Genomic DNA, 26,493 nt, shown 5'->3' with positions numbered 1-26,493 from the left:
TGAAAGGAAAGCATGAAACTCGTCCGTTATGGCAACCCCGGTAAGGAAAAACCCGGTCTCATCGACGCAGACGGCAAGCTGCGCGACCTGAGCGCCGTCGTCAAGGACATCGGTCCCGACCAGCTCGGCGATGCCGCCATCGCCAAGCTGCGCAAGACCAAGCTGGACAAGCTGCCGCTCGTGAAGGGCAAGCCGCGCCTGGGCAGCCCCGTGGCCAACGTCGGCAAGTTCATCGCCATCGGCCTGAACTACGCGGACCACGCGGCCGAGTCGGGCCTGCCGGTGCCCAAGGAGCCCGTGGTCTTCATGAAGGCCAACAGCTGCATCCAGGGCCCGAACGACCCGGTGATGCTGCCCAAGGGCTCGGTCAAGACCGACTGGGAAGTCGAGCTCGGCGTGGTCATCGGCACCCAGGCGCGCTATGTCTCGCAAAAGAGCGCGCTCGACTACGTGGCCGGCTACTGCACCATCAACGACGTGAGCGAACGCGAATTCCAGATCGAACGCGGCGGCACCTGGGACAAGGGCAAGGGCTGCGACACCTTCGGCCCGCTCGGCCCGTGGCTGGTGACGCGCGACGAAATCGAGAACCCGCAGAAGCTCTCGATGTGGCTCGACCTGAACGGCCAGCGCGTGCAGACCGGCAGCACCAAGACCATGATCTTCACGGTCGCCAAGATCGTGAGCTACGTGAGCCAGTTCATGACGCTGATGCCCGGCGACGTGATCACCACCGGCACGCCCCCCGGCGTCGGCATGGGCATGAAGCCGCCGCTGTTCCTGAAGAAGGGCGACGTGATGACGCTGGGCATCGAAGGCTTGGGCGAACAACGCCAGGAAGTGATTCCCTTCAAGCTCTGATTGGCTTGACTCGCCCCCAGGCTTCGCGCACTTCGTGTCGCTTCGCCAACCCCCTACCGGGGGCAACACCTGCGGCCCGGCAAAGCCGGTTCCGCGGTGTTTCTCGTGAAGGGCACTGGTTTTGAGATCATCCGGAGATGAAAGCGCCGCCGGACCATCGATCGCAGGTGTTCGGCACGCCCTGGGAGGGCGTGCACGGCACCGCGATCGACAGTGCCCGCCACTACGGCCGGCACTGGCACTCCACCTATGGACTTGGCCTCCTGGAGCACGGCGCGCAGCGCTCGGCCAGCGGGCGCGGCAAGGTCGACGCCTATGCCGGCGACCTGATCGCCACCAACCCCGGTGAAGTGCATGACGGCATGCCGCTCGGCGGGCCTTCGCGCCGCTGGCGCATGGTGTATTTCGATCCCGGAGTGATGGCCGCCATGAATGGCGATGCCGCCACCGATGTGGCGTTGACGCGCCCCGTCATCCAGGACGCGCGGCTGGGCGACACGCTGCGCCGCCTGTTCAGCCGACTCGACGATTGGCGCGTCCTCACACGCGATACACCCGATGCTCGCCGTGTCGAAACGCTCGCCTGCGAAGAATCGCTGGCCGAAGTCTGCGGCCTGCTGCGCGACAACCATTCCACCGCCGCGCCATCGCGCGAAGCCACTGCCGATGTGAAGCAGGTGCGCGAACGCCTCGCCGACGAGCTGCTCGCCCCGCCCACGCTCGCCGAACTCGCGGCGATGACTGGCCTCAGCACCTACCAGGTGCTGCGCCGTTTCGAGAAAGCCTACGGCGTGCCGCCGCATGCGTGGCTCGTGCTGCAGCGCAGCGAACGCGCGCGCCATTTGATCCGCCACGGCGCCGCCCTCGCGGAGGCCGCAGCCGCGAGCGGCTTCTCCGACCAGAGCCACATGACGCGCATCTTCACGCGCCAGTTCGGCTTCACCCCCGGCGCCTGGCAGCGCGGTCTTCGGTTTTAAATGTCCCATTGACAGAACATTGAAACTGCAAAAACATCAAAGGCATGTCGCAAATGCCTTTGCCGAAATACCACCAGATCTACCTGGTCCTGCGTGAGCAGTTGCACGAAGGGCGTTTCGCAGAGGGCCTGCCCGGCGAACTCGCGCTCATGGCGCAGTTCGGCGTGGCGCGCGTCACGGTGCGGCGTGCGCTCGAACAGCTCTCGTCCGAAGGCCTGATCGCGCGCAACCCCGGCCGCCGCACGCGCGCGCTGCCGCAAGTGGCGGCCGGCGAGTCGCCGGGCGGAAAGAGCGTGGAGCGCGCCAACCTGCGCGGCCTGCTCGAGAACCTGGTCACCATGGGCCTGCACACTTCGGTGAAGGTGATCGAGGTCGCGACCATCACGGCGTCGACCCAGGTGGCCGAGGCGTTGCAGCTGCAGCTGGGCGACCCGGTGCAGAAGGCGGTGCGCGTGCGCTCCACCAAAGAGGGCCCGCTCTCGCACATCACCACCTACGTGCCCGACACGATCGCACGCCGCTTCGGCCGCCGCGAGCTGTCTAAGAAACCCATCCTCGTGCTGCTCGAGGAGTCGGGCGTCAAGGTGGGCCGGGCGCACCAGACCATCTCCGCGCGCCTGGCCGACAACGTGCTCGCCCAGCACCTCCATGTCTCCGTCGGCTCCGCGCTGCTTGCGGTGCGCCGCCTCATCTACGACGAAGACGAGCGGCCCGTGCAGTGGCTGCACGGCCTTTACCGACCCGACCGCTACACCTACGAAATGCAGCTCTCCCGCGTGGGCAGCATCGACGCCAAGGTGTGGGTCAGCAACGACGTGTCAGCCCAGTTCAACTGAAGAGAAGAAAAGGAAAGCCCACCATGCAGAACCGCCGCAGTTTCGTGTCGCAGTCCGCCGCCCTGGCGACCGCCGTCGCCTTCCCGCTCGTGGCCGGCGCGCAGCCCAAGACCGTCAAGGTCGGCGTGCTGCATCCGGTCACCGGTGCGCTGGCTTATTCGGGGCAGCAATGTCGCCTCGGTGCGCTCATGGCCATCGAGGACATCAATGCCGCGGGCGGCATCAAGTCGCTCGGCGGCGCGAAGCTCGAGGCCCTGCTGGGCGATGCGCAATCGCAGCCGCAGGCCGGCTCGGCCGAGGTCGAGAAGATGAACGAGGCCGGCGTCTCCGCCATCGTGGGCGCCTACGCCTCGGCCATCTGTCTCGCGACCACGCAGGCGGCGGCCAAGTACAACCTGCCGCACGTGGTCGACGTGGGCGTGGCCGACCAGATCGTCGAGCGCGGCCTGAAGAACACCTTCCGCTTCGGCCCCGGCTACAAGAAGTCCACCGAGGTGGCCATGGCCAACCTGCTGGTGCTCAACAAGGCCGCGGGCAACCCCGCCAAGACCGTGATGATCATTCACGAGGAATCGCTCTTCGGCGCCGGCACCGCGCAACTGCTCTCGCGCGAACTGCCGGGCTACGGCTTCGAGGTGAAGGAAGTGGTGAAGCACGCCAACCCCACGCGCGACTTCAACAACATCGTGCTGCGCATGAAGTCGATCAACCCCGACATCGTGATCCCGGCGAACTACTACAACGAGTACGCGCTGCTCGTGCGCACCATGCAGCAGCAGAAGGTGGTGCCCAAGGCGATCTTCTCGGTGCTCGGCGGCGCCGCATCGAGCTACAAGTTCGTGAAGGAATTTCCGGACGCGGCCAACGGCATCATCGACTGCAACCACTGGTTCAACCCCAAGGACAAGCGCGCGCAGGACCTGCGCAAGCGCGTGGAGGCCAAGGGCCAGTTCTTCAGCTACGAGGTCTTCATGACCTATGCCTCGATGTGGCTGCTGGCCGATGCGCTGGAGCGCGCCAAGTCCGCGGAGCGCGCCGCCATCATCGATGCGCTGGAGAAGAGCACCTTCTCCAACCACTTCATGCCGTATGGCCCCACCAAGTTCGTCAACGGCCAGAACGAGGGCGCGCAGCCGCTCATGACGCAGGTGGTGAAGAACGACATCAAGGTCATCATCCCGCGCGACTATCGCGAGGTCGATCCGGTGTTCCCGCTGCGCGCGGCCTGATCGGAAGGCGGGATGTTCGATTTCGGCATTCTTTTCCCGTCGGTTCTGAACGGGCTGACGACGGGCGCGGTGTATGCGCTCATCGCGCTGGGGCTCACGCTGATCTACGGCGTGCTGCACATCATCAACTTCGCGCACGGCGCGAGCTTGATGCTGGCGCTGTACGCGGTGTACTTCCTCAAGGAGCGCCTGGGCATCGACCCGTACCTGGCATTGCCCATTGTCGTGCTCGGCATGTTCGCGCTGGGCTACGTGCTGCAGCGCGTGGTCATCAACCGCGCGGGCCACGGCAAGGACGAGAACATCCTGCTCGCCACCCTGGGCATCGCCATCGTCATGGAGAACCTCGCGCTGCTGTTCTTCAAGTCCGACACGCGCAACATCGACACCGCCTATTCGCTGAGCACCGTCGCCATCGGCCCCGCGATGATCGCGGTGCCCAAGCTCGTGGCCTTTGTCGGCGCGCTCGCCGTCTCGGCCATCCTGTTCTGGATCATGGGCCGCACCGACCTCGGCCGCGCCATCCGCGCGGTCGCCAAGGAAAAAGAGGGCGCCAAGCTCATGGGCATCGACGTCGACCACGTCTACGCCATGAGCTTCGGCATCGGCCTGGCCTGCCTGGGCGCGGCCGCGTGCTTTCTGCTGCCCGCCTACTACGTCAATCCGCAGGTCGGCGGCGGCTTCGTGCTCGTGGCCTTCACCATCGTCGTGCTCGGCGGCATGGGCAGCTTCGTCGGTGCGCTGATCGGCGGCTTTCTCGTCGGCGTGGTCGAGTCGCTGGGCGGCCTGTACCTCGGCGAATCGCTGGGCCAGATCGGCATCTTCGCGATCTTCATCGGCGTGGTGCTCTTCAGGCCCCAGGGCATGTTCGGAGCCAAGGCATGAACGCGGGACGCAGGCAACTCGCGGGCATCGCGCTCTTCGCCGTGCTGGTCGGCTGCGTGCCGTTCTTCACCAAGTCGGGCGTCACGCTGAACTTCGTGATGATGGCGCTCTACGCCACGCTCATCGCGCAGGCCTGGAACATCCTGGGCGGCTTCGGCGGGCAGTTCTCGTTCGGGCATGCGCTGTTCTTCGGCACCGGCGCCTACATCCAGGCGATCGCGCAGCTGCAGGGAGGCATCAACGCCTGGGTCGCGCTGCCGCTCGCGGTGATCGGCGCGGCGCTGGTCGGGCTCTTCATGGGCGCGCTCACCTTCCGCTACGGCCTCAAGGGCTCGTACTTCGCGCTCGTCACGCTGGCCTTTGCCGAGGTGTTCCGCATCCTGGTGCTCTCGGTCGACTTCACCGGCGGCGGCGTCGGGCTCATGGTGCCGCTGCGCGAATCGGTCGCCAACATGCAGTTCGCGACGCGCGCCGGCTACCTCTGGGTGGTGCTCGCGATGGTCGTCGCGGCGCTGCTGGTGACCTGGTGGCTGCGCAACGGCCGCTTCGGCGCCTACCTGCAGGCCGTGCGCGACAACGAAGACGCGGCGCGCGCCGTCGGCGTCAACCCGTTCCGCGTCAAGCTCGCGGCCATCGGCCTGTCGGCCGCCTTCATGGGCGCGGCCGGCGCCTTCTACGTGCAGGTGTTCCAGTACATCGACGCCGGCATCGCCTACGGCTCGGCCGTGTCGATCGAGGCGCTGGTGGCGGCCATCGTCGGCGGCATGGGCACGATGTGGGGCCCGGTGCTCGGCGCGGTCGTGCTGCACCTGCTGTCGGATTTCACGCGCAACCTCTTCGGCGAACTGCCCGGCATCAACATGGTGATCTACGGCACGGTGCTGGTGCTCATCGTCATCTTCGTGCCGCGCGGCATCGCGGGCATCGGGCTGTCGGTGCGGCAGCTGTGGAACGCGAAGGGAGGCCGCAATGACTGAGGCCCTGCTGGCCATCGACGGCCTCTCGCGCTCGTTCGGCGGCTTGAAGGCCGTGCAGAACGTGAGCCTCTCGGTGCGCGAGGGCAGCCTCAGCGCGCTGATCGGCCCGAACGGCGCGGGCAAGACCACGCTGTTCGCGCTGATGTCCGGCTTCTTGAAGCCCGACACCGGCACCGTGCGCTTCGCGGGCGAGGACATCACCGGCCGTGAACCGCACCGCAATGCCGCGCTCGGCATGACCCGCACCTTCCAGATCGTGAAGCCCTTCGCCGCGCAGACCGTGCGCGAGAACATCGCCGTCGGCGCGCACCTGCATGTGCGCGGCCGCGCCGAGGCGCTGCAGAACGCCGAAGCCGTCGCGCTGCGCGTCGGCCTCGCACCGCAGCTGGACAAGCCCGCGTCGGACCTCACCGTGGCCGGCCGCAAGCGCCTCGAACTGACCCGCGCGCTCGCGACAAAGCCGCGCCTCTTGCTGCTCGACGAAGTGCTCGCGGGCCTCAATCCGCAGGAGATCGCCGAGATGATGCCGGTGGTGCGCGGCATCGCCGACAGCGGCGTGACCGTGCTGATGATCGAGCACGTCATGCAGGCCGTGATGCACCTGGCCGAGCATGTGTGGGTGCTGGCGCAGGGTCAGCTCATCGCAGAGGGCACCCCCGCGCAAGTGACCTCCGACGACAAGGTCGTCGAAGCCTACCTGGGCCATGGCACCGCGGCGCGGCTGCGCAAGGCCGCATCGGGAGCCACGGCATGAGCGCGTTGCTGGAGATTCAAGGCCTGCGCGGCGGCTACGGCCGCGTCGAGGTGCTGCGCGGCGTCGACCTGCAGGTGAACGCGGGCGAAATGGTCGCGCTGCTCGGCAGCAACGGGGCGGGCAAGTCCACGCTCAACAAGATGGTCTGCGGCCTCTGCCCGGCCTGGGGCGGCACCGTGCGCTTCGATGGCAAGGACCTGAGCGGCGCGCACTACCGCGATGTCGTCAAGGCCGGCCTCATCCAGGTGCCCGAAGGCCGCAAGGTGTTTCCCAACCTGAGCGTGCGCGAGAACCTGGAGCTCGGCTCCTTCACTCGCGCACGGGAACGGCGCGCTGCCAACCTGGAGAAGTCGTTCCACATCTTCCCGCGCCTGCGCGAGCGCATGGACCAGCACGCCGGCACCATGAGCGGCGGCGAACAGCAGATGCTGGCCATCGCGCGCGGCCTCATGGCCGAGCCGGTGCTGCTGATCCTGGACGAACCCTCGCTCGGCCTCTCGCCGCTGCTGGTCGAGGAGATGTTCTCGCTGATCCGCGACCTGCGCGACGGTGGCCTCGCGGTGATGCTGGTCGAGCAGAACGTCGGCCAGTCGCTCGAAATCGCCGACCGCGCCTACGTGCTGGAGAACGGCAGCGTGCGCTTCTCGGGACTGCCCGGCGAGCTGCTCGGCAGCGACGAACTGCGGCGCGCCTACCTGGGGCTCTGAGCCCTCCGAACTACCCCCGATTTCCCCCCCGATCCCCCGGAGACAAGACACATGAAAAGACGCGACATCCTCCTCTCGTCGCTGGCCGCGGCATGGGCCGGCGGCGCCTTCGCGCAGATCGGCAATGCGCCGGTGCGCATCCTCGTCGGCGCCCCCGCGGGCGGCTCGACCGACACGCTGGCGCGCTCGCTCGCGGTGAGCATGGGCCCGGCGCTCGGCCGCACGGTGATCGTCGAGAACCGGCCCGGCGCGGGCGGCAACATCGCCGCCGATGCGGTGGCCAAGGCGGCGCCCGACGGCAACACGCTCTTGATGAGCTTCACCAGCCATGCGATCAACGCCACGCTCTACCCGACGCTGCCCTTCGATCCGGTGAAGGACTTCACCGCGCTCACCTGCGTGGCGACCTCGCCGTCGATCCTCGTGGCGCATCCGTCGCTGCCCGCGAAGGACGTGCGCGAACTCATCGCGCTCGCCAAGGCGAAGCCGGGGCAACTGAATTTCGCGATCGGCGCCGTGGGCTCCTCGCTGCACATGGCCGGCGAGGCCTTCAAGATGCAGTCGGGCGTGGACATCGTGAACATCCCCTACAAGGGCACCTCGCCCGCCGTGCAGGACGTGCTCGCCGGCCAGGTGCAGCTGATGTTCGCGGCCGTGGGCAACGTCAAGGCGCACATCCAGGCCGGCAAGCTCAAGGCGCTGGGCGTGACCACGGCCAAGCGGCTGCCCGCTTTTCCGAACGTGCCGGCCATTGCCGAGGCGCTGCCGGGCTACGAGTCGAGTGCTTGGTTCGGCCTCTTCGGCCCGGCCCACATGCCGGCGGACCGAGTGAAGCAGATCGGCGATGCGGCGCGCCATGCGCTGCAGCAGCCCGACATGCGCCAGCGCCTGGACACCGAGGGCGCGATCCCGGTCGGCAATTCGTCCGAACAGTTCTCGGCCTTCGTGCAGAGCGAGATCACGCGCTGGGCCAAGGTCGTCAAGTTCTCGGGAGCCAAGCCGGAATGACATCGATGGCTCCAACCCGCGCGCCGGCCCAGACGCTGGCGCAAAAGCTCATCGCGCGCGCCAGCGGACGCGAGCGGGTGTCGGTGGGCGAGATCGTGACCTGCTGCGTGGACATGGCGATGTTCCACGACTCTTCCGGCCCGCGCCGGCTGCAGCCCATGCTCGAGGAACTCGGCGCGCAGATCTGGGACCGCTCGCGCGTGGTGCTCGTCATGGACCACTACGTGCCCGAGCGCGACGACGATTCGCGCCGCATCGTGCGCATCGCGCGCGACTGGGCGCGCGACCAGAAGCTGCCGCACGTCTACGACAGCCAGGGCATCTGCCACGTGGTGGTGCCGCAGCACGGCCACATCCGCCCCGGCATGCTGTGCGTGGGCGGCGACTCGCACTCGCCCACGGGCGGCGCGTTCGGCGCGTACATGTTCGGGATCGGCAGCACCGAGATGCTGGGCGTGATGGTCACCGGCGAGATCTGGCTGCGCGTGCCCGAAACCATCCGCATGTGGTGGGACGGCGCGCTGCCCGCGGGCGTGACCGCGAAGGACATGATGCTGCACATGATCGGCCGCTTCGGCATGAACGGCGGGCGCTACCAGGCGGTCGAGTTCGCCGGGCCCGCCGTCACCGCGCTGTCGATGCAGGAGCGCATGACGCTTTCCAACATGAGCGCAGAGCTCGGCGCGCAGGCCGGGCTGATCGCGCCCGATGCGACCACGGCCGAGTTCCTGTCCGGCGCCGGCGCACCGGTTGTCGACATGGCGCCATGGTTCACCGACGACGAGGCGGCGCTCACGGACCACCGCTTCGATGCGTCCACGCTGGAGCCTTACGTTGCCGCGCCGCACAGCCCGGCCAACGCGCACGGCGTGAGCCGCTACGTGGGCACGCACGTGGACGTGGCCTACATCGGCGCCTGTACCGGCGCCAAGCTCGACGACCTGCGCGCCGCAGCGCAGGTGCTGCGCGGCCACAAGGTCGCGAGCGGCATCCGCCTGATCGTGGCGCCCGCCAGCATCCGCGACCAGGAAGCCGCGCGCGAAGAGGGCGTGCTGCAGGTGCTGCTGGACGCAGGCGCCGAGCTCTTCCCCACCGCCTGCGGCGCCTGCTCCGGCTATGGCGACCCGATGGGCGACGACATCACCGTCATCTCGACCACGGCGCGCAACTTCAAGGGCCGCATGGGCTCGCCGACCGCGCAGGTGTACCTGGGCTCGCCCTACACGGTGGCCGCAGCGGCATTGCGCGGCTGCGTGACCGATCCGCGCGAGGTGCTCGCATGACCGCCGAAGCATTGCACCGCCTGCACCGGGTGTGGCGCCTGGGCGCCGACATCGACACCGACGCACTCGCGCCCGGTCATGCGATGAAGCACGGCATCGACATCATTGCGAAGCACTGCCTGGAAGCCGTGCGCCCCGAGTTCGCACGCGAAGTGCGCGCTGGCGATGTGATCGTGGCCGGCCCGAACTTCGGCATCGGCTCCTCGCGCGAGCAGGCCGCGGCCGTGCTGGTGCAGCTGGGCGTGGCGGCGGTGATCGCGCCTTCGTACAGCGGGCTCTATTTCCGCAACGCCTTCAACGTCGGCCTGCTGCTGCTGACCTGCGCCGAAGCCGAATCGCTGGGCGATGGCGAGCGCATCGCGCTCGACATCCGCACGCCCGCCGTGCGCAACGCCGAAGGGCGCACGCTTGCGTGCGAGCCCGTGCCGGGATTCCTCATGGACATGGTCGATGCGGGCGGGCTGCTGTGTCTCTTGCGCCAGCGCATGGCCGCGAAGAAAGAAGCCGATGCAGCTTGAAGCCGACGCACAACGCGTGGTGCTGCAGGCCACGGTCGCGCTGCACGCGGCACAGCCTGCGTCTGCCGACGCTGCTTTGCAGGCGCGGCGACTGCTGATCGATACGGTCGGCTGCGCGCTCGCGGGCCGGCATGCGGACGAAGTGCGGCGGCTCGAAGCGGCGCTCGGTGCCTGCGAGCCCGGTGACTTCTCTTTGCCCGGCGGCACCGCAATGGGCGTGCAGGCCGCCGCGCAGGTGCTGGCCATGGCCGCGACCTGGGACGAGGCCTGCGAAGGCCACGCGCTAGCGCACGGCCGCCCCGGCGTGCCGTTGGTGGCGGCGCTGCTGCCGCTGGCGCTGCGCCGCGGCGCCACCCTCGGCGAGTTCGTCGATGCCTTCGTGCTCGGCTACGAGGTCGGCGCGCGCTGCGGCGCGTGGCTGCGCATCCAGCCCGGCATGCATGTCGATGCGAACTGGCCCGCGCTGGGCGTGGCGGCGGGTGTGGCGCGCCTGCTCGGGCTTTCGCCGGCGGGCATCGTGCAGGCCATCGACATTGCCGCGTGCCAGCTCGCAACCAGCCTCTATCTGCCGGTGCGCGAGGGTCGCACCGCGCGCAACACCTACCTCGGCCACAGCGCATCGCTGGGGCTGCAGGCGGCCTTCGCGAGCGCGGCCGGCATCGACGCCCCCGAAGGCGCGCTGGCCCACTACGCGCAAACCCATTCGGCCGCGACCGCGCAGCCGTTGCCCGATGCGGCAACGCTGCTGCTGCAGGACGCCTACCTCAAGCCCTTCGCGGCTGTGCGCCATGTGCACTACGGCGCGACCGCCGCGCGCGAGATTCGCGAGCAGTTGCGCGGTGACACCGCCGGCATCGAAGCCATCGTGCTCAAGGTGTACGACGAGGCCATCGTCTACTGCGGCAACCGCGCGCCACGCACGCCGATCCAGGCGCAGTTCAGCCTGTCGTTCGGCATCGCGGCGATGCTGCGCTTCGGCGATGTCGACCCCTCGGTCTACGCCGCACCGCGCTTCGACGACGCCGAACTGCGACGACTCGAAGCGCTGGTCGTGCTCGAGACCGATGCGGACCTGACGGCACGCAGGCAACGCGGCGCCACGCTCACCGTGACCGGAGCCGGCGGCACGATCGAGAAAGCGGTGGGCACCATCGCCGGCGATGCGGCCAGTCCGCTCGACCGCGCGGCGCTCGCCGCCAAGTTCACGCACTACGCCGCGCACAGCGTCGCGGGCCCGAAGGCCGCGCACTTCTGCGACGCCGTGCTCGATGCGCCCGCCGACACCGGCCTTCGCACGCTGTGGCAAGCGCTCGCAGCCTGACCCACTCCTCACCCTCACAGCCCACTCCCTCATGAAACTCCTGCGCTATCTCGCGAGCACGCTCCTCGTCTGCCTGCCGCTCGCCGCGGCCGCCCAGGCGAGCGACTTCCCGAACAAGGCGATCCGCCTCGTCGTGCCGTTCCCGCCAGGCGGCGCCACCGATGCGGCGGCACGCCTCGTCGCGGTGAAGATGAGCGAGCACTGGGGCCAACCCGTCCTCGTCGACAACCGCGCGGGCGCCGGTGGCAACGTGGGCTCCGACCTGGTGGCCAAGTCGACGGCCGACGGCTACACGCTGGTGATGGGCGTGACCGGCTCGCATGCCATCAACACCTCGCTCTACAGCAGGATGCCCTACGACCCGGTGGCCGACTTCGTCGCCATCAGCCAGGTGGCCGTGGTGCCCAACGTGCTGGTGGTGCATCCGTCGGTGCCGGCGAAGAACCTGGCCGAGCTCATGGCGCTCGCGAAGAAGGAGCCCGGCAAGCTCAACTACGCATCGCTCGGCAACGGCACGGCCGCGCACCTGGGCATGGAAATGCTCAAGTCCGAAGCCGGCGTGGACATCACGCACGTGCCCTACAAGGGCAGTGCGCCGGCCGTGTCCGACCTGCTCGGGGGCCAGGTCCAGATGATGGTCGACGGGCTGCCTTCCGCATTGCCGCACGTCAAGGCCGGCAAGCTGCGCGCGATTGCGCTCACCAGCCTGCGCCGCTCGCCGTCGCTGCCCGACCTGCCGACCATCTCGGAAACCTATCCGGGTTTCTATGCCGATGCCTGGTCGGGCCTGTTCGCACCCAAGGGCACGCCGCAGCCTGTGGTGGACAAGCTCTCGGCAGAGGTGCAGCGCATCCTGAAGTTGCCCGATGTGCGCGAGAAGCTGGCGGCACTCGGCGCCGAGCCGGTGGGCTCCACGCAAGCGGAATTCGCCGCGCACGTGAAGAAGGAAATCGACAAATGGGCCAAGGTCGTCAAGACCAGCGGCGCAAAGGTGGACTGAACATGAACAACACCCTGGACCCCGTCACGCTCGCCGTGCTGCGCGGCCGCCTCGAACAGGTGGCCGACGAGATGGACGCCACGCTCTACCGCAGCGCGTTCAATCCCATCATTGCCGAGGCGCACGACGCCTGCCACGGCCTCTACGACGCGGTGAGCGGCGACACGCTGGTGCAAGGCAAGTCGGGCCTGCCGGTGTTCGTCGGCGCCATGGCCTTCGCCGTGCGTGCCACCGCGAAGGCGGCGGAGCCGCGCGGCGGCATGAAGGACGGCGACATCTGGATCAGCAACGACGCCTACGACGGCGGCACACACGCCAACGACTTCAAGCTGGTGAAGCCGTTCTTTCGCAACGGCAAGCTGTATTGCTACATGGCCTCGGCCGCGCACTGGCACGACGTGGGCGGCGCGGTGCCCGGCAACTACAACCCCGCTGCCACCGAGTGCTGGCAGGAGGCGGTGCAGATTCCGCCGGTGCGCATCGTGCGCGACGGTGTGCTCGATGCCGACGTGCTCGCCATCCTGCAGGCCAACACCCGCCTGCCCGACAGCCTCTGGGGCGACCTGAACGGCCAGCTCGCGGCGCTGGAGCTCGGCGAGAAGCGGCTGAACGGCCTGCTCGACGAATATGGCGACGACCTGGTGCTGAACGCACTGGGCGAGTTGCGCAGCCGCGCGCTTCGCCTCATGCGCTCGCACATCGCTTCGCTGCCCGACGGCCGCTACAGCTTCGAGGACGTGCTCGACAACGACGGCATCGTCAACGAGCCGCTCACCATCGCGCTGGACATGACGGTAGCCGGCGACCGGCTGCTGCTCGACTTCTCGCGCACCTCGCCGCAATGCGCGGGGCCGGTGAACATCTCGCGCGCCACCGCGGTGGCCGCCTGCTACGTCGCGCTCAAGCACCTGTTCCCCGACGTGCCCGCCAATGCCGGCGTGCTCGATGCGGTGGACTTCGACATCCCCGACAAGCTGGTGATCAGCTGCGAGCGCCCGCGCCCGGTCGGTGGCTACACCGAAACGATCCTGCGCATGATCGACGTGATCTTCAGCGCGGCCGCGCAGGCCGACCCGACGCGTGCCGTGGCGCAGGCCTACGGCACCATCAACGCACTGTCGATCGCGGGCCATCGCAGCGACAAGGGCCGCGAAGGCCAGCGCTGGGTGATGTTCAGCTTCTTCGGCGGCGGGCATGGCGGCCACTCGGGCGGCGACGGGCTCTCGCACGGCAACGCGCCGATCTCGACCGCGACGATTCCGCCGCTGGAAATTCTGGAAGCCGCGTACCCGGTGCGCTTCACCGAGTGGTCGCTGCGCGCCGACTCGGGCGGCGACGGCCAGCATCGCGGTGGCCTGGGCGCCGTCTACGAAATCGAGCTGCTCGAAAAGGATGCCGAGGTGTTCGTGTTCGGCGAGCGCGGCACCTCGCCGCCCAAGGGCATCGCGGGCGGCGGCGAAGGCGCGGTCAACAGGTTCAGCTACGAGAACGACGGCACGTGGCACACGCCGCCCATGGTGTCGAAGATGCGCGGCATCCAGCTTGCGCGCGGCGAACGCGTGCGGCTCGAAACGCCCGGCGGCGGTGGCTGGGGCCATGCGGCCGAGCGGCCTGCGCCGCAGCGCGAAGCCGACGGCGCGATGGGCTATGTGACGACCGACAGCAGCGACAAGAAAGCCTCCGAATGACTTCCACTGGTAAATCCCTTGTCGTCGGCGTCGATGTCGGCGGCACCTTCACCGACCTCTTCGTGCTCGACGAAGCCAACGGCACGGCGCGCATCGTCAAGGTGCCCTCCACGCGCGGCGAGGAAGCACGCGGCTTCATGAACGGCGTGGCGCGCGTGGCCGATTCGGCCGCGGCCATCGCCACCATCGTGCACGGCACCACGGTCGGCACCAACGCGCTGCTCGAACGCAAGGTGGCGCGCACCGGCATCATCACCACGCGCGGTTTCCGCGACGTGCTGGAGATGCGCCGCCGCGACCGGCCCGAGACCTGGGGCCTGCGCGGCAGCTTCACGCCCGTGGTGCCGCGCGACCTGCGCCGCGAGGTGGACGAGCGCGTGCTGGCCGACGGCACGCTGCACACGGCGGTCGACCTGGAGCAGGTGCGCGCCGAAGCACGCTCGCTGCTCGAAGCCGGCTGCGAGGCCGTGTGCGTCTTCTTCATCAACACCTACGCGAACCCCGAGAACGAGCGCCTGGCCGTCGCGGCGGTGCGCGCGCTGTGGCCCAACCCGCACGTCACTTCGGCCAGTGAAGTGCTGCCCGAGATCCGCGAGTTCGAGCGCTGCTCGACCGCCACGCTCAATGCGGCGCTGCAGCCCGTGGTGGGCAGCTACCTCGCACGGCTCGAATCCGACCTGCGCGGCCAGGGCTTTGCCGGCGAACTGCTGGTGGTGCAGAGCAACGGCGGCGTGATGTCGCGCCAGACCGCGAGCGACCTGCCGGTGCGCACCGCGCTCTCGGGCCCGGCGGCCGGCGTGATCGCCTGCGCGGCCATCGCGCGCGCGGCGGGTTTTCCGAATGCGATCACCGGCGACATGGGCGGCACGTCGTTCGACGTGTCGCTGGTGGCGAACGGCGAGGCCGCGCTGGCCGCGCAGACCGCCATCGAGTTCGGCATGGTGATCCGCTCGCCGATGATCCAGATCGAGACCATCGGTGCGGGCGGCGGCTCCATCGCGTCGGTGGACGCGAGCGGCATGCTGCAGGTGGGCCCCGAGTCGGCCGGCAGCGTGCCCGGCCCGGCCTGCTACGGGCGCGGCAACATGCGGCCGACCGTGACGGATGCGAACGTGCTGCTGGGGCGCATCGCGGCGGACCGTCCGCTGGGTGGCGGCTTGCTCGCGGCGCTGGATGCGGAGAAGTCGCGCCAGGCCATCGAGGAACACGTCGCGCGCCCGCTGGGCCTGGACGTGCATGCGGCGGCGGAAGCCATCCTCACGGTCGCGAATGCGCGCATGGCGGGTGCGATTCGCCTCGTGTCGATCGAGCGCGGGCACGATCCGCGCCGCTTCGCCTACATGCCTTTCGGCGGTGGCGGCGCGCTGCATGTGTGCGCGATGATGCGCGAGGTGGGCGTGGCGACGGGCATCGTGCCGCGCTACCCCGGCGTGACCTCGGCCCTGGGCTGCGTGATCGCCGACATGCGGCACGACGCGGTGCAGACCCTGAACAAGCCGCTGACCGAACTCGACGTGGGCGACGTGCAGCGCCGCATCGACGAGCTGGCCGCGAGCTGCCAGCAGCGCCTGGATTCATCGGGCGTGCGCTTCGACGAAGTGCGCGAGGTCATCGCGCTCGACATGCTCTACGCGGGCCAGACCCACACGCTGCCCGTGGTGCTCGCCGATGCGGGCAAGACCCCGATCACGGCGGTATCGATCCGCGCCGCGTTCGAAGCCAGCTACACGGCAGCTTTCGGCCGCGTGCTCGACGGCATCCCCGTCCGCGTGATGAACCTGCGCTACGCACGCATCGGCGTGCGGCCCAAGTTCGACCTGAAGGTGCTCGCGCCCGAAGGCGAGGGCAGCACCGCGCCGCTGGGCACGCAGCGCGTGTTCCACCACGGCCAGTGGCACGAGGCCGTGCGCTATGCGCGGCTCGAACTGCCGGTGGCCGCGCGCATCGAAGGCCCTGCGATCCTGGAGCAGGCCGATACCACCGTGTGGCTCGAACCCGGCTTCCACGCCGAGGTCGATGCGCACGGCAACCTGCTGGTGAGGCTGTCATGAGCGCAACGACGAAACCCGTTGCGGCGAAGACGGCACTGGTCGTCATCGACCTGCAGAACGACTTTCTCGATGCCAACGGCGCCTATGCGCGCGGCGGCGACACCAACCCGCCGGCGCTGTTGCTGCCCGCGCGCGTGGCCGAAGTGGCGCGCGCGCTCAAGGCCGCGGGCGGCCTCGTGGTCGCGAGCCAGTTCACGCTGTGGCCCGATGCCGCCGGCGAGCCGATGGTGTCGCCGCATCTCAAGGCGCTGCGTCCGTACCTGAAGAAGGGCGACTTCGCGCCCGGCAGCTGGGGGCAGGCGAACGTCGATGCGTTGACGGGCCTCGTCGACGTGACGGTCAGCAAGGTCGCGTACTCGGCCTTCTTCAACACGCAGCTCGACTGGGTGCTGCGCCGCGCGGGCATCGACACGGTGGCGGTCTGCGGCATCGTCACCAACGGCGGCGTGGCGAGCACGGTGCGCGATGCGCACATGCGCGACTACCGCACGCTGGTGCTCGCCGACGGCTGCGCGGCCTTCGGCGAAGAGCGCCACCAGACCTCGCTGGCCGACATGCGCAACGTGGCCGAGGTGACGGACTGCGCGGCCTTCACGGCATCGCTGGCATGACAACAAAGCCTTCGCGTCACATCCGTCGCGCCGGGCAGGTCGAGGCCGAAGTGCATGTGCCGGTGGCCATCGTCGGCGGCGGCGCCTGCGGGCTCACGGCTGCCTTGATGTTGGCGGATGCGGGCGTGGCCTCCGTGGTGCTGGAGCGCGACGCGCTGCCGAGCGGATCGACCGCACTGTCGTCCGGCTTCATCCCTGCGCCCGGCACTCGCGCGCAGCGAGAGCATGGCGTGCGTGACGACAGCGCCGAACGCTTCGCCGCCGACATCCAGGCCAAGGCCCACGGCCGTGCGGCGCCTGCGCTGGTCGAGGCCTACGCGGCGTCCATCGGCCCGGCGCTCGATGCGCTGCAGGAACGGCATGGGCTGCAGTGGGTGCTGCTCGACGGCTTTCTCTATCCGGGGCACAGCGTGCATCGCATGCATTCGCTGCCGCAGAAGACCGGTGCGTCGCTGATGGCCGCCTTGCAGGCAGCCGTCGAGGCCGCGGGCATTCCCGTGCTGACGCAGGCATTGGTCGACACGCTGGTGCTCGATGCTGAAGACCGCGTGATCGGCGTCGACTATTCACGGCCCGATGGCACCCGGGAGACGCTGGCCTGCGACGCACTGCTGCTCGCCTGCAACGGCTTCGGCGGCAGCGCGGAAATGGTCCGCATGCTGCTGCCCGAAATGGCCGAGGCCACCTTCGGCGGTCACACCGGCAACGACGGCAGCGCGATCCTCTGGGGTGAATCGCTGGGTGCACGCCTGCGCGACCTGGGCGGTTACCAGGGCCACGGCTCGTGGGTGACGCCGCAAGGGGCGCTGATGTCGTGGGCCGTGATGATGGAAGGCGGCGTGCAGATCAACTGCGAGGGCCGGCGTTTTCATGACGAGACGCAGGGCTACTCGGAGGCCGCGGTGCATGTGCTCGCGCAGCCGGGCGGCATCGCGTGGAACGTGTTCGACACGCCGCTGCTCGCATTGGCACGCGGCTTTCCCGACTTCTGCGATGCCGAAGCAGCCGGCGCCTTGCGCCGCTGCGACTCGGTGGATGCGCTGGCGGACTGCATCGGCTGCGAGCCCGCCGTGCTGCAAGGCACGCTCGACGCGATGCGCGCCAGCACGCCGCCGTCCGATGGGCGCGTGTTCGCACGCGCGCTCGAAGCGCCGTACTTCGCAGTGAAAGTGACGGGCGCGCTGTTCCACACCCAAGGCGGCCTCGACACTGCGCCCGACATGCGCGTGCTGCGAGAAGACGGCACGCCCTTCGCCAACCTGCTCGCCGCCGGTGGCGCGGCGGGCGGCGTGTCGGGCGATGCCGTGTGGGGCTATCTCTCCGGCAACGGCCTGCTGAGCGCAGTGGCCGGCGGCTACATCGCGGCGCGCACCGCCGCTGCATTGATCCATTCGACGAAAGCGTCCGCATGACGAATCCCTCCTTCAAGACCCGGCTCGCGCGCAACGACATCGTGCTCGCCCCGGGGGTGTACGACGCGCTCAGCGCGCTGGTGGCCGAGCAGGCCGGCTTCGAGGCGCTGTACCTCTCGGGCGCATCGATCGCCTACACGCGCCTGGGCCGCTCCGACGTCGGCCTCACCACTTTCACCGAGGTTGCCGACACGCTCGCGCGCATCACCGAGCGCGTGAGCCTGCCGGTGATCGTCGATGCCGACACCGGCTTCGGCAACGCGCTCAACACGCAGCGCACCGTGCGCGGCTTCGAGCGCGCGGGGGCGGCGATGGTGCAGATCGAGGACCAGACCTTTCCCAAGCGCTGCGGCCACCTGGACGGCAAGGCCGTGGTGCCCCAGCGCGAGATGGTCGGCAAGCTCAAGGCTGCGCTGGACGCGCGCGCATCGAGCGACACGCTGATCCTCGCGCGCACCGATGCGGTGGCGGTCGAAGGGCTCGAAGCCGCGCTCGACCGCGCCGAGGCGTACCTGGCCTGCGGCGTGGACGCGCTCTTCATCGAGGCGCTGCGCTCGCCCGAGCAGATGGACGCGGCCTGCCAGCGCTTCGGCGACCGCGTGCCGCTGCTGGCCAACATGGTCGAAGGCGGCAAGACGCCGATCCAGGATGCCGATGCGCTGCAGAAGCACGGCTTTCGCATCGCGATCTTTCCGGGCGGCACGGCGCGTGCGGTGGCGCACACGCTGCAGGGCTACTACGCGAGCCTGCACCAGCACCGCACCACGCAGCCGTGGCGACCGCAGATGCTGGACTTCGATGCGCTCAACGAAGTGATCGGCACGCCCGAGCTGATGCGCACCGGGCAGAAGTACGACTGACGGCGCGCCTCAGCGCAGCACGCGCACCAGCTCGTCGTAGACCAGCCGCACCCGCGCCGGGACCGGCGCGCGCTGCGAGCGGTAGACGTGGATCGGCCAGGGCTCGGGCGCCTCGCCCTCGAGCATCTCCACCAGTTCGCCCGACGCGATCAGCGGCTCGGCCAGCGGCCCCGCGAGCTGGCCGAAGCCCAGGCCCGCGCGCACCGCGGCGCATTCGGCATCGACGTCGTCGGTGACGAAGGCCGGCGCGACGATCGGCATCTGCCGCCCCTTGCTGAAAAACCAGGACCAGGGGCGGCCCGCGCTGCGGTCGATCAGTGCGGTGAGCGGGAAGCCGGGCAGCGCCTCGAGGTTCTTCGGGATGCCGGTGCGCGCGACGAGCGCCGGCGCCGCCACCACGCGCAGTTGCATCCGGCCGACCGTGCGCGCGACAAAGCGCGCGTCGCGGATCGGGCCCGCGCGCACGCCGATGTCGATCTGCTCGTCGACCACGTCGGCATGTTCTTCCGACAGCCGCAGGTCGAGCACCAGGCCTGGATGTTCGGCCAGCATCGGCGCCAGCGCCTCGGGAATCAGCCGCCGGCCGTACACGTTGGGCGCGGTGACGCGCACCGTGCCAGCGTGCTGCGACAGCGCGCGCCGGTCGGTGCGGTGGAACAGCGCATCGACGCCGCCGACCGCAGTGCGCGCGCGCTGCGCGAGCTGGCGGCCGAAATCGGTGAGTTGCACGCCGCGCGTGCTGCGGTGAAACAGCGGCTCGCCCAGTTCTTCTTCGAGCTCGCGCACGGCGCGCGTCACGACCTGCGGCGAGACCGACAGGCGCACGGCCGCTTCACGGAAGTTGGCGGCATCGGCGGCGGTGAAGAACACGCGCAGGGCTTCGAGGCGGTTGGACATGGAGTGTTCCTTTGTTCCTGGATGCGGAATTCTGAAGTCGCCAGAGTTTCATTTACTGGAACGCCCGGATTTTCCACACTGCATGCACTTCTTCAACACACCCCGAAAGGAATTTCTCCATGACATCCGTTCAAGACAACATCAAGGGCAAGGTCGCCATCGTCACCGGCGCGAGCAGCGGCATCGGCGAATCCATGGCGCGCCACCTGGCCGCACGCGGCGCCAAGGTCGTGCTCGCGGCACGCCGCACCGACCGGCTCGACACGGTGGTCGCCGAGATCCGCGAAGCCGGAGGCGAAGCCATCGCGGTGGCCACGGACGTTTCGAAGCGCGCGGACCTCGACAAGCTCGCAGCTGCCACCGTCGAAGCCTTCGGCCGCATCGACGTGCTGGTCAACAACGCGGGCGTGATGCCGCTGTCGCCCATCGAGAAGCTGAAGGTCGAGGAGTGGGACCGCACCATCGACGTCAACATCAAGGGCGTGCTCTATGGCATTGCCGCGGTGCTGCCGCGCATGCAGGCGCAGGGCAGCGGGCACATCCTGAACGTCGCGTCCATCGCGGGGATCAAGGTGTTCACGCCGATCGGCACGGTCTACAGCGCCACCAAGCATGCGGTGCGCGCCATCTCCGAAGGGCTGCGCGTGGAAATGGGCAACAGCGGCATTCGCGTGACTGTCGTGTCGCCGGGGGCGGTCGAGTCGGAACTGAAGTTCGGCAGCACCGACGCCGATGCGGCGGCGGGCGTGAAGGCGTTCTACGACGCCAACCAGATTCCCGCCGATTCGATAGCCCGCGCCGTGGTCTACGCGGTCGAGCAACCGGCGAACGTGGACATCAACGAAGTGGTCGTGCGGCCCGTGTCGCAGGACTTCTGATCGGGGAGGGGCCCCTGGCGGCCCCGCTCCGCACCAATTAACCTTTGTAATCTGAAGGGCATTGGCGGCCAAAAGTGCAAAGCTCCCGCAAAATAGAACGACCGTTCGTTTTATTCGGAGCTTCCACGATGTCTGTCAACGCCGTTCCCGCCAAGCCGGCCCGCGCCGCCCAGAAAGGCCAGCAGACCAAGGCCGTGATCGTCGACGCCGCGCTGGCGCTGGCCGCGCAGATCGGCCTGGAAGGCCTGTCGATCGGCGCCGTGGCCGAGATCACCAAGATGAGCAAGTCGGGCGTCTTCGCCCACTTCGGTTCGCGCGAGGAACTGCAGATCTCGGTGGTGCGCGAGTATCACGCACGTTTCGAGCAGGAAGTGTTCTTTCCTGCGCTCTCGGCGCCGCGCGGTCTCCCGCGCCTTCGCGCCATGTTCGCCAACTGGATGAAGCGCACCTCGACCGAGATCGACTCGGGCTGCATCTACATCAGCGGCGCTTCCGAATTCGACGACCGCCCCGGCCCCGTGCGCGATGCGCTGGTCGAGTCGGTCAGCATCTGGCAGGCGGCGGTGCTGCGTGCCATCGTGCAGTCGCAGACCGAAGGCCATCTGCGCGCGGATGCCGACGAACGCCAGGTCGCGTTCGAGATCCACGGCCTCATCCTTGCGCTGCACTACGAAGCCCGCTTCCTGCAGGTACCCGGCTCCATCGGCCGCGCGACCGTCGGCTTCAACAACATCCTGGCGCGCAGCGCCACGCCCGATGCGCCGGTGGACCCGGCCGCTGCCGCACCGGCGCCCGCCGGCCGGCGCCTGAAGCCCGTGCGCTGAGCGCGCGGCACCGTTTTCGTTTTTTCGATTTCCTCCCTTTTTCTTTTCATCTATCTAGCTTCGACCAGGAGAGTCCCGGATGCCTACCTACAACCCGCCCGTGCGCGACATGCAGTTCGTGCTGCACGAAGTGCTCCACGTCGCAGACGAACTCAAGGCGCTCCCGGCCCATGCCGAAACCGATGCCGACACCATCAACGCGGTGATCGAGGAGGCCGGCAAGTTCGCCGCCGAAGTGACCTTTCCGCTGAACATCAGCGGCGACGAAGAAGGCTGCGTGCTCGACAAGGCCACGCACGAAGTCAAGACGCCCACGGGCTTCAAGGACGCCTACGCCAAGTACGTGGAAGGCGGCTGGCCCGCGCTCTCGTGCGACCCGGCCTTCGGCGGCCAGGGCCTGCCGTTCGTGGTGAACCAGTGCCTGTTCGAAATGCTCAACAGCGCCAACCAGGCCTGGACCATGTACCCGGGCCTCTCGCACGGCGCCTACGAAGCACTCAAGGCCCACGGCACCGAGGAACAGCAGAAGACCTACCTGCCCAAGCTCACCAGCGGCGAGTGGACCGGCACCATGTGCCTGACCGAGCCGCACTGCGGCACCGACCTGGGCCTCTTGCGCACCAAGGCCGAGCCCCAGGCCGACGGCACCTACCGCATCACCGGCAGCAAGATCTTCATCTCGGCCGGCGAGCACGACATGACGGACAACATCATTCACCTGGTGCTGGCCCGCCTGCCGGACGCGCCCAAGGGCAGCAAGGGCATCAGCCTGTTCGTGGTGCCGAAGTTCAAGGTGAAGGCCGACGGATCGCTGGGCGAGCGCAACCCGATCTTCTGCGCGGGCCTGGAGCACAAGATGGGCATCCACGGCAACGCCACCGCGCAGATCGTGATCGAAGGCGCCACCGGCACGCTGGTGGGCGAGCCCAACAAGGGGCTGGCCGCGATGTTCGTGATGATGAATGCCGCGCGCCTGGGCGTGGGCAACCAGTCGCTGGGCCTCACTGAAGTGGCTTATCAGAATGCGCTGGCCTACGCCAAGGACCGCATCCAGATGCGCTCGCTCTCGGGCGTGAAGGCCAAGGACAAGGAAGCCGACCCGATCATCGTGCACCCCGACGTGCGCAAGATGCTGCTCACGGCCAAGGCGTATGCAGAAGGCGGCCGCGCGCTGCAGATCTTCTGCACGCTGCTGCTGGACAAGGAACACAACCACCCTGATGAAAAGGTGCGCAAGGACTCGGGCGAACTGGTCGCGCTGCTCACGCCCATCGTCAAGGCCTTCATCACCGACAACGGCCACATCGCGACCAACGCGTGCATGCAGGTGTTCGGCGGCCATGGCTTCATCAAGGAATGGGGCATGGAGCAGTTCGTGCGCGACAACCGCATCAACATGATCTATGAAGGCACCAACACGATCCAGTCGCTGGACCTGCTGGGCCGCAAGATCCTGGGCAACAACGGCGCCTCGCTCAAGAAGTTCGGCAAGCTCGTGGCCAAGCTGGTGGAAGAAGAAGGCGTGAACGAGAAGATGGCCGAATTCATCAACCCGATCGCGATGCTGGGCGACCAGCTCACCAAGTTCACGACCGAGATCGGCTTCAAGGGCTTCCAGAACCCCGACGAAGTGGGCGCCGCCGCAGTGGACTACCTGCGCGTGGCCGGCCACTTCGTGTTCGGCTACCTCTTCGCCCGCATGGCGCAGGTCGCGCTGCGCGAAATCGCGGCGGGCAACACCGACCCGTTCTATGTCGCCAAGCTGCAGACCGCGCGCTTCTACTTCGCCAAGCTGTTCCCCGAGACCGCGACGCTGATGCGCACCGCGCGCGCCGGCAGCAAGGTGCTGATGGACACCGACGCAGCGCTGGCTTGAAAAAAGCCCACTGTCTTTCTTCATCGTTCACACCGGGAGCCGCTCATGAAATCGACGCTTGCAGCCATCGTCCTTGCCGCCACTTCTTTCACGGCCATGGCCCAGAGCACCCCGGTGGGGCTGTGGCGCAACGCCGACGACAAGACCGGCGAGGTCAAGGCCGAGATCCGCATCGCCGAGACCAACGGCGCGCTGAGCGGCCGCATCGAGAAGTCGCTGAAGAAAGACACCAAGCCCGACGCGACCTGCGACGAGTGCAGCGACGACCGCAAGGGCAAGCCCATCACGGGCCTGGAGATCATCCGCGGCGGCAAGAAGGCCGAGGGCAAGGACGTCTGGGACGGCGGCAAGATCCTGGACCCCGAGAACGGCAAGGAATACCGTGCGAGCTTCACGCCGATCGACGGCGGCAAGAAGCTCGAAGTGCGCGGCTACCTGGGCCCCTTCTGGCGCACTCAAACCTGGAACCGTGTGCAGTAACCACAACCCGTTCGCCTTGAGCCCCGACCCGTTCGCCCTGAGCTTGTCGAAGGGCCGGGCAGAGCGTGAAAGGCTTCGACAAGCTCAGCCCGAACGGTCGGCTGTTAGACAACGAGTAACTCAATGACAAATCCCCGATTTCAAGTGAAGAAGGTCGCCGTGCTCGGCGCCGGCGTGATGGGCGCGCAGATTGCCGCCCACCTCGTCAACGTGCGCGTGCCCGTCGTGCTGTTCGACCTGGCCGCCAAGGACGCGAGCGGCGCTGTCGCTCAAGGTGCAGCGAAGAACGGCATCGTCTCGCGCGCCATCGACAACCTCAAGAAGCTCAAGCCCGCGCCGCTCGGCGACGTGGCCGATGCGGTGCTGATCGAGCAGGCCAACTACGACGACGACCTCGCCAAGCTGGGCGAGTGCGACCTCATCATCGAAGCGATTGCCGAGCGCATGGACTGGAAGCTCGATCTGTACAAGAAGATCGCGCCGCACGTGGCCAGGCATTCGATCCTGGCGTCGAACACCTCAGGCCTGTCGATCACCAAGCTGAGCGAGGCATTGCCCGAAGCGCTGAAGCCGCGCTTCTGCGGCATTCACTTCTTCAACCCGCCGCGCTACATGTTCCTGGTGGAGCTGATCAACACGCCCACCACGCAACCCCAGGTGCTCGACGACCTGGAGGCCTTCGTCACCAGCACGCTCGGCAAGGGCGTGGTGCGCGCGCACGACACGCCCAACTTCATCGCCAACCGCGTCGGCATCGCCGGCATGCTGGCCACGCTGAAGGAAGTCGAGAAGTTCGGCTTGACGCCCGACGTGGTGGACGACCTCACCGGCAAGAAGCTGGGCCGCGCGAGCTCGGGCACCTTCCGCACCGCCGACGTGGTGGGCCTGGACACGATGGCCCACGTCGTGAAGACGCTGCAGGACAACCTGAACGCCGAGAGCGATCCGTTCTACGCCAACTTCTCGACGCCGCCGGTGCTCGCCAAGCTGCTGGAGCTGGGCAACCTGGGCCAGAAGACCAAGGCCGGTTTCTTCAAGAAGGTCGGCCGCGACATCCTGCGCTTCGACCTGAAGAGCGGCGAGTACGTGCCCGCCGGCGCAAAGGCCGACGAGGTGTACGGCCGCATGCTCAAGAAGCCCGCGGGCGAGCGCCTGAAGCTCTTGCGTGAAAGCGAAGGACCGCAGGGGCAGTTCCTCTGGGCGATCCTGCGCGACGGTTTCCACTACGCCGCCGTGCACCTGGCCGACATCGCCGAGAGCGCACGCGACATCGACTTCGCGATGCGCTGGGGCTTCGGCATGAAGCAGGGCCCGTTCGAGCTCTGGCAGGAAGCTGGCTGGGCGCAGGTCGCCAAGTGGGTGCAGGAAGACATCGACGCCGGCAAGGCACTGAGCACGGTGCCGCTGCCGAGGTGGGTGTTCGAAGGCGCAGTGGCCAAGGCCGGCGGCGTGCACACGCCCGAAGGCTCGTGGAGCGCATCGCAGGGCCAGTTCGTGCCGCAGCGCAAGCTCCCGGTGCACGACCGCCAGCTGTTCCCCGAAAGCGTGCTCGGCGCGAACGCGGCCGATGCCAACACCGCCGGCACGACGATCAGCGACGAAGGCGATGTGCGCGTCTGGACGCTGGACGGCGAAGTGCTGATCGCGAGCATCCACTCGAAGATGCACGCCATCAGCCCCGACGTGGCCGAAGCACTGGGCGCTGCGGTCGATCTGGCCGAGGCCGAATACAAGGGCCTGGTGATCTGGTCGCCCGACGAGATGTTCTCGGTCGGCGCCGACCTGCAGGCGATGCTGCCGGCCTTCGTGGTCGCAGGCATCGGCGCGGTCGAAGGTGCGGAAGAAGAGCTGCAGAACGTGATGCTCAAGATCCGCTATGCGAGCGTTCCGGTCGTGTCGGCCGTGCGCGGCCTGGCGCTGGGTGGCGGCTGCGAACTGGCTGTGTATTCGTCCAAGCGCGTTGTGGCGATGGAAAGCTACATCGGCCTGGTCGAAGTCGGCGTGGGGCTGATCCCTGGCGCGGGCGGCCTGACCTACATCGCGCGTCGCGCCGCAGAGAATGCATCGGCCTCGACGGGCACCGACCTGTTGCCGTTCCTCACCGAAGGCTTCACCGCCGCGGCGATGGCCAAGGTCGGCACCGGCGCGCTCGATTCGAAGAAGCTGGGCTACCTGCTCGACAGCGACGTCATCGTGCCGAACAAGGACGAGCTGCTCTACGTCGCGCTGCAGCAGGCCAGGGCGATGGCCGACGCCAGCTACCGCGCACCGCTGCGCCGCACCTTCCGCGTGGCGGGCCGCAGCGGCGCCGCGACGATCAAGGGGCAACTGGTGAACATGCGCGACGGCGGCTTCATCAGCGCGCACGACTTCCACATCGCCAGCCTGATCGCGAACGTGGTGACCGGCGGCGACGTGGACGCCGGCTCGCTCGTGACCGAGGAATACCTGATGACGCTGGAGCGCAAGGCGTTCTGCTCGCTCATCGTGCACCCCAAGACGCAGGAGCGGATCATGGGGATGCTCAGCACCGGCAAGCCCGTGCGCAACTAAGGACAGA

General features: G+C 68.3%; 24 protein-coding genes. 23 read left to right on the top strand and 1 reads right to left on the bottom strand.

Features of this window, described 5'->3' with window-relative positions:
• The first annotated feature begins 12 nt into the window (after positions 1 to 12).
• From BM133_RS28720 to BM133_RS28635, 18 genes are all read left to right on the top strand, one after another.
• Positions 13 to 861 carry a fumarylacetoacetate hydrolase family protein gene (locus BM133_RS28720; RefSeq protein ID WP_093441694.1) on the top strand — a complete coding sequence of 283 codons (849 nt, stop codon included), beginning with the start codon at positions 13 to 15 and terminating at the stop codon, positions 859 to 861.
• Positions 862 to 998: 137 nt separating this feature from the next.
• Positions 999 to 1,838: a helix-turn-helix domain-containing protein gene (locus BM133_RS28715; RefSeq protein WP_093441691.1), complete on the top strand. Its 840-nt coding sequence runs from the start codon at positions 999 to 1,001 to the stop codon at positions 1,836 to 1,838.
• Between the two features lie 53 nt (positions 1,839 to 1,891).
• Complete coding sequence (locus BM133_RS28710; protein WP_093442035.1) at positions 1,892 to 2,674, top strand: GntR family transcriptional regulator; 783 nt, start codon at positions 1,892 to 1,894, stop codon at positions 2,672 to 2,674.
• Between the two features lie 23 nt (positions 2,675 to 2,697).
• Complete coding sequence (locus BM133_RS28705) at positions 2,698 to 3,903, top strand: ABC transporter substrate-binding protein (RefSeq protein ID WP_093441689.1); 1,206 nt, start codon at positions 2,698 to 2,700, stop codon at positions 3,901 to 3,903.
• 12 nt (positions 3,904 to 3,915) lie between these two features.
• On the top strand, positions 3,916 to 4,788 hold the full coding sequence (locus BM133_RS28700; protein WP_093441685.1) for a branched-chain amino acid ABC transporter permease: 873 nt from the start codon (positions 3,916 to 3,918) through the stop codon (positions 4,786 to 4,788).
• Positions 4,785 to 5,765 (top strand): branched-chain amino acid ABC transporter permease, encoded by a 981-nt coding sequence (locus tag BM133_RS28695; protein WP_093441683.1) that lies wholly within the window; start codon positions 4,785 to 4,787, stop codon positions 5,763 to 5,765. Before BM133_RS28700 ends, BM133_RS28695 begins: the two co-directional genes overlap by 4 nt.
• Positions 5,758 to 6,519, top strand: coding sequence for an ABC transporter ATP-binding protein (locus tag BM133_RS28690; RefSeq protein ID WP_093441680.1), 762 nt, complete (start codon positions 5,758 to 5,760; stop codon positions 6,517 to 6,519). Before BM133_RS28695 ends, BM133_RS28690 begins: the two co-directional genes overlap by 8 nt.
• Positions 6,516 to 7,226: an ABC transporter ATP-binding protein gene (locus BM133_RS28685; protein WP_093441678.1), complete on the top strand. Its 711-nt coding sequence runs from the start codon at positions 6,516 to 6,518 to the stop codon at positions 7,224 to 7,226. Before BM133_RS28690 ends, BM133_RS28685 begins: the two co-directional genes overlap by 4 nt.
• 51 nt (positions 7,227 to 7,277) lie before the next feature.
• Complete coding sequence (locus BM133_RS28680; RefSeq protein ID WP_093441675.1) at positions 7,278 to 8,234, top strand: tripartite tricarboxylate transporter substrate binding protein; 957 nt, start codon at positions 7,278 to 7,280, stop codon at positions 8,232 to 8,234.
• A complete protein-coding gene (locus tag BM133_RS28675; RefSeq protein ID WP_093441673.1) occupies positions 8,231 to 9,517 on the top strand; it encodes a 3-isopropylmalate dehydratase large subunit in 1,287 nt (428 codons plus the stop codon). The genes BM133_RS28680 and BM133_RS28675 overlap by 4 nt, the downstream gene beginning before the upstream one ends.
• Entirely contained in the window at positions 9,514 to 10,035 is a 522-nt protein-coding gene (locus tag BM133_RS28670; RefSeq protein WP_093441670.1) for a LeuD/DmdB family oxidoreductase small subunit, read from the top strand. Before BM133_RS28675 ends, BM133_RS28670 begins: the two co-directional genes overlap by 4 nt.
• On the top strand, positions 10,025 to 11,356 hold the full coding sequence (locus tag BM133_RS28665) for an MmgE/PrpD family protein (protein WP_093441668.1): 1,332 nt from the start codon (positions 10,025 to 10,027) through the stop codon (positions 11,354 to 11,356). Before BM133_RS28670 ends, BM133_RS28665 begins: the two co-directional genes overlap by 11 nt.
• Before the next feature lie 31 nt (positions 11,357 to 11,387).
• On the top strand, positions 11,388 to 12,356 hold the full coding sequence (locus BM133_RS28660) for a Bug family tripartite tricarboxylate transporter substrate binding protein (RefSeq protein ID WP_093441665.1): 969 nt from the start codon (positions 11,388 to 11,390) through the stop codon (positions 12,354 to 12,356).
• Positions 12,357 to 12,358: 2 nt separating this feature from the next.
• Complete coding sequence (locus tag BM133_RS28655) at positions 12,359 to 14,044, top strand: hydantoinase B/oxoprolinase family protein (protein WP_093441663.1); 1,686 nt, start codon at positions 12,359 to 12,361, stop codon at positions 14,042 to 14,044.
• Positions 14,041 to 16,095 carry a hydantoinase/oxoprolinase family protein gene (locus tag BM133_RS28650; protein WP_093441660.1) on the top strand — a complete coding sequence of 685 codons (2,055 nt, stop codon included), beginning with the start codon at positions 14,041 to 14,043 and terminating at the stop codon, positions 16,093 to 16,095. The genes BM133_RS28655 and BM133_RS28650 overlap by 4 nt, the downstream gene beginning before the upstream one ends.
• On the top strand, positions 16,092 to 16,706 hold the full coding sequence (locus BM133_RS28645) for a cysteine hydrolase family protein (RefSeq protein ID WP_093441658.1): 615 nt from the start codon (positions 16,092 to 16,094) through the stop codon (positions 16,704 to 16,706). The genes BM133_RS28650 and BM133_RS28645 overlap by 4 nt, the downstream gene beginning before the upstream one ends.
• A complete protein-coding gene (locus tag BM133_RS28640; RefSeq protein ID WP_093441655.1) occupies positions 16,703 to 18,118 on the top strand; it encodes an FAD-dependent oxidoreductase in 1,416 nt (471 codons plus the stop codon). The genes BM133_RS28645 and BM133_RS28640 overlap by 4 nt, the downstream gene beginning before the upstream one ends.
• Positions 18,115 to 18,978, top strand: a complete 864-nt coding sequence (locus BM133_RS28635; protein ID WP_093441651.1) for an isocitrate lyase/PEP mutase family protein — start codon at positions 18,115 to 18,117, stop codon at positions 18,976 to 18,978. The genes BM133_RS28640 and BM133_RS28635 overlap by 4 nt, the downstream gene beginning before the upstream one ends.
• 9 nt (positions 18,979 to 18,987) lie before the next feature.
• On the opposite strand, the gene BM133_RS28630 is transcribed toward BM133_RS28635, so the two are convergent.
• Positions 18,988 to 19,875 (bottom strand): LysR family transcriptional regulator, encoded by an 888-nt coding sequence (locus BM133_RS28630; protein ID WP_093441649.1) that lies wholly within the window; start codon positions 19,873 to 19,875, stop codon positions 18,988 to 18,990.
• A gap of 119 nt (positions 19,876 to 19,994) precedes the next feature.
• Between BM133_RS28630 and BM133_RS28625 the strand changes: the two genes are divergently transcribed.
• The 5 genes from BM133_RS28625 (at position 19,995) to BM133_RS28605 (ending at position 26,486) form a co-directional block, all read left to right on the top strand.
• The gene (locus tag BM133_RS28625; protein ID WP_093441646.1) at positions 19,995 to 20,753 is read left to right on the top strand and encodes an SDR family oxidoreductase; all 759 of its coding nucleotides are present in this window, start codon (positions 19,995 to 19,997) and stop codon (positions 20,751 to 20,753) included.
• Between the two features lie 128 nt (positions 20,754 to 20,881).
• The gene (locus tag BM133_RS28620) at positions 20,882 to 21,577 is read left to right on the top strand and encodes a TetR/AcrR family transcriptional regulator (protein ID WP_093441643.1); all 696 of its coding nucleotides are present in this window, start codon (positions 20,882 to 20,884) and stop codon (positions 21,575 to 21,577) included.
• A gap of 79 nt (positions 21,578 to 21,656) precedes the next feature.
• Positions 21,657 to 23,453 (top strand): acyl-CoA dehydrogenase C-terminal domain-containing protein, encoded by a 1,797-nt coding sequence (locus tag BM133_RS28615; protein ID WP_093441641.1) that lies wholly within the window; start codon positions 21,657 to 21,659, stop codon positions 23,451 to 23,453.
• A 45-nt stretch (positions 23,454 to 23,498) separates the two neighbouring features.
• A complete protein-coding gene (locus tag BM133_RS28610) occupies positions 23,499 to 23,933 on the top strand; it encodes a DUF2147 domain-containing protein (RefSeq protein ID WP_093441638.1) in 435 nt (144 codons plus the stop codon).
• A gap of 123 nt (positions 23,934 to 24,056) precedes the next feature.
• The gene (locus BM133_RS28605) at positions 24,057 to 26,486 is read left to right on the top strand and encodes a 3-hydroxyacyl-CoA dehydrogenase/enoyl-CoA hydratase family protein (RefSeq protein ID WP_093441636.1); all 2,430 of its coding nucleotides are present in this window, start codon (positions 24,057 to 24,059) and stop codon (positions 26,484 to 26,486) included.
• Positions 26,487 to 26,493 lie beyond the last annotated feature (7 nt).

Origin of the sequence: Variovorax sp. 770b2 (assembly GCF_900115685.1) — a bacterium.
In the GTDB taxonomy this organism is placed as follows: Bacteria; Pseudomonadota; Gammaproteobacteria; order Burkholderiales; family Burkholderiaceae_C; genus Variovorax.
This window is presented reverse-complemented; position numbering and strand designations above follow the sequence as displayed.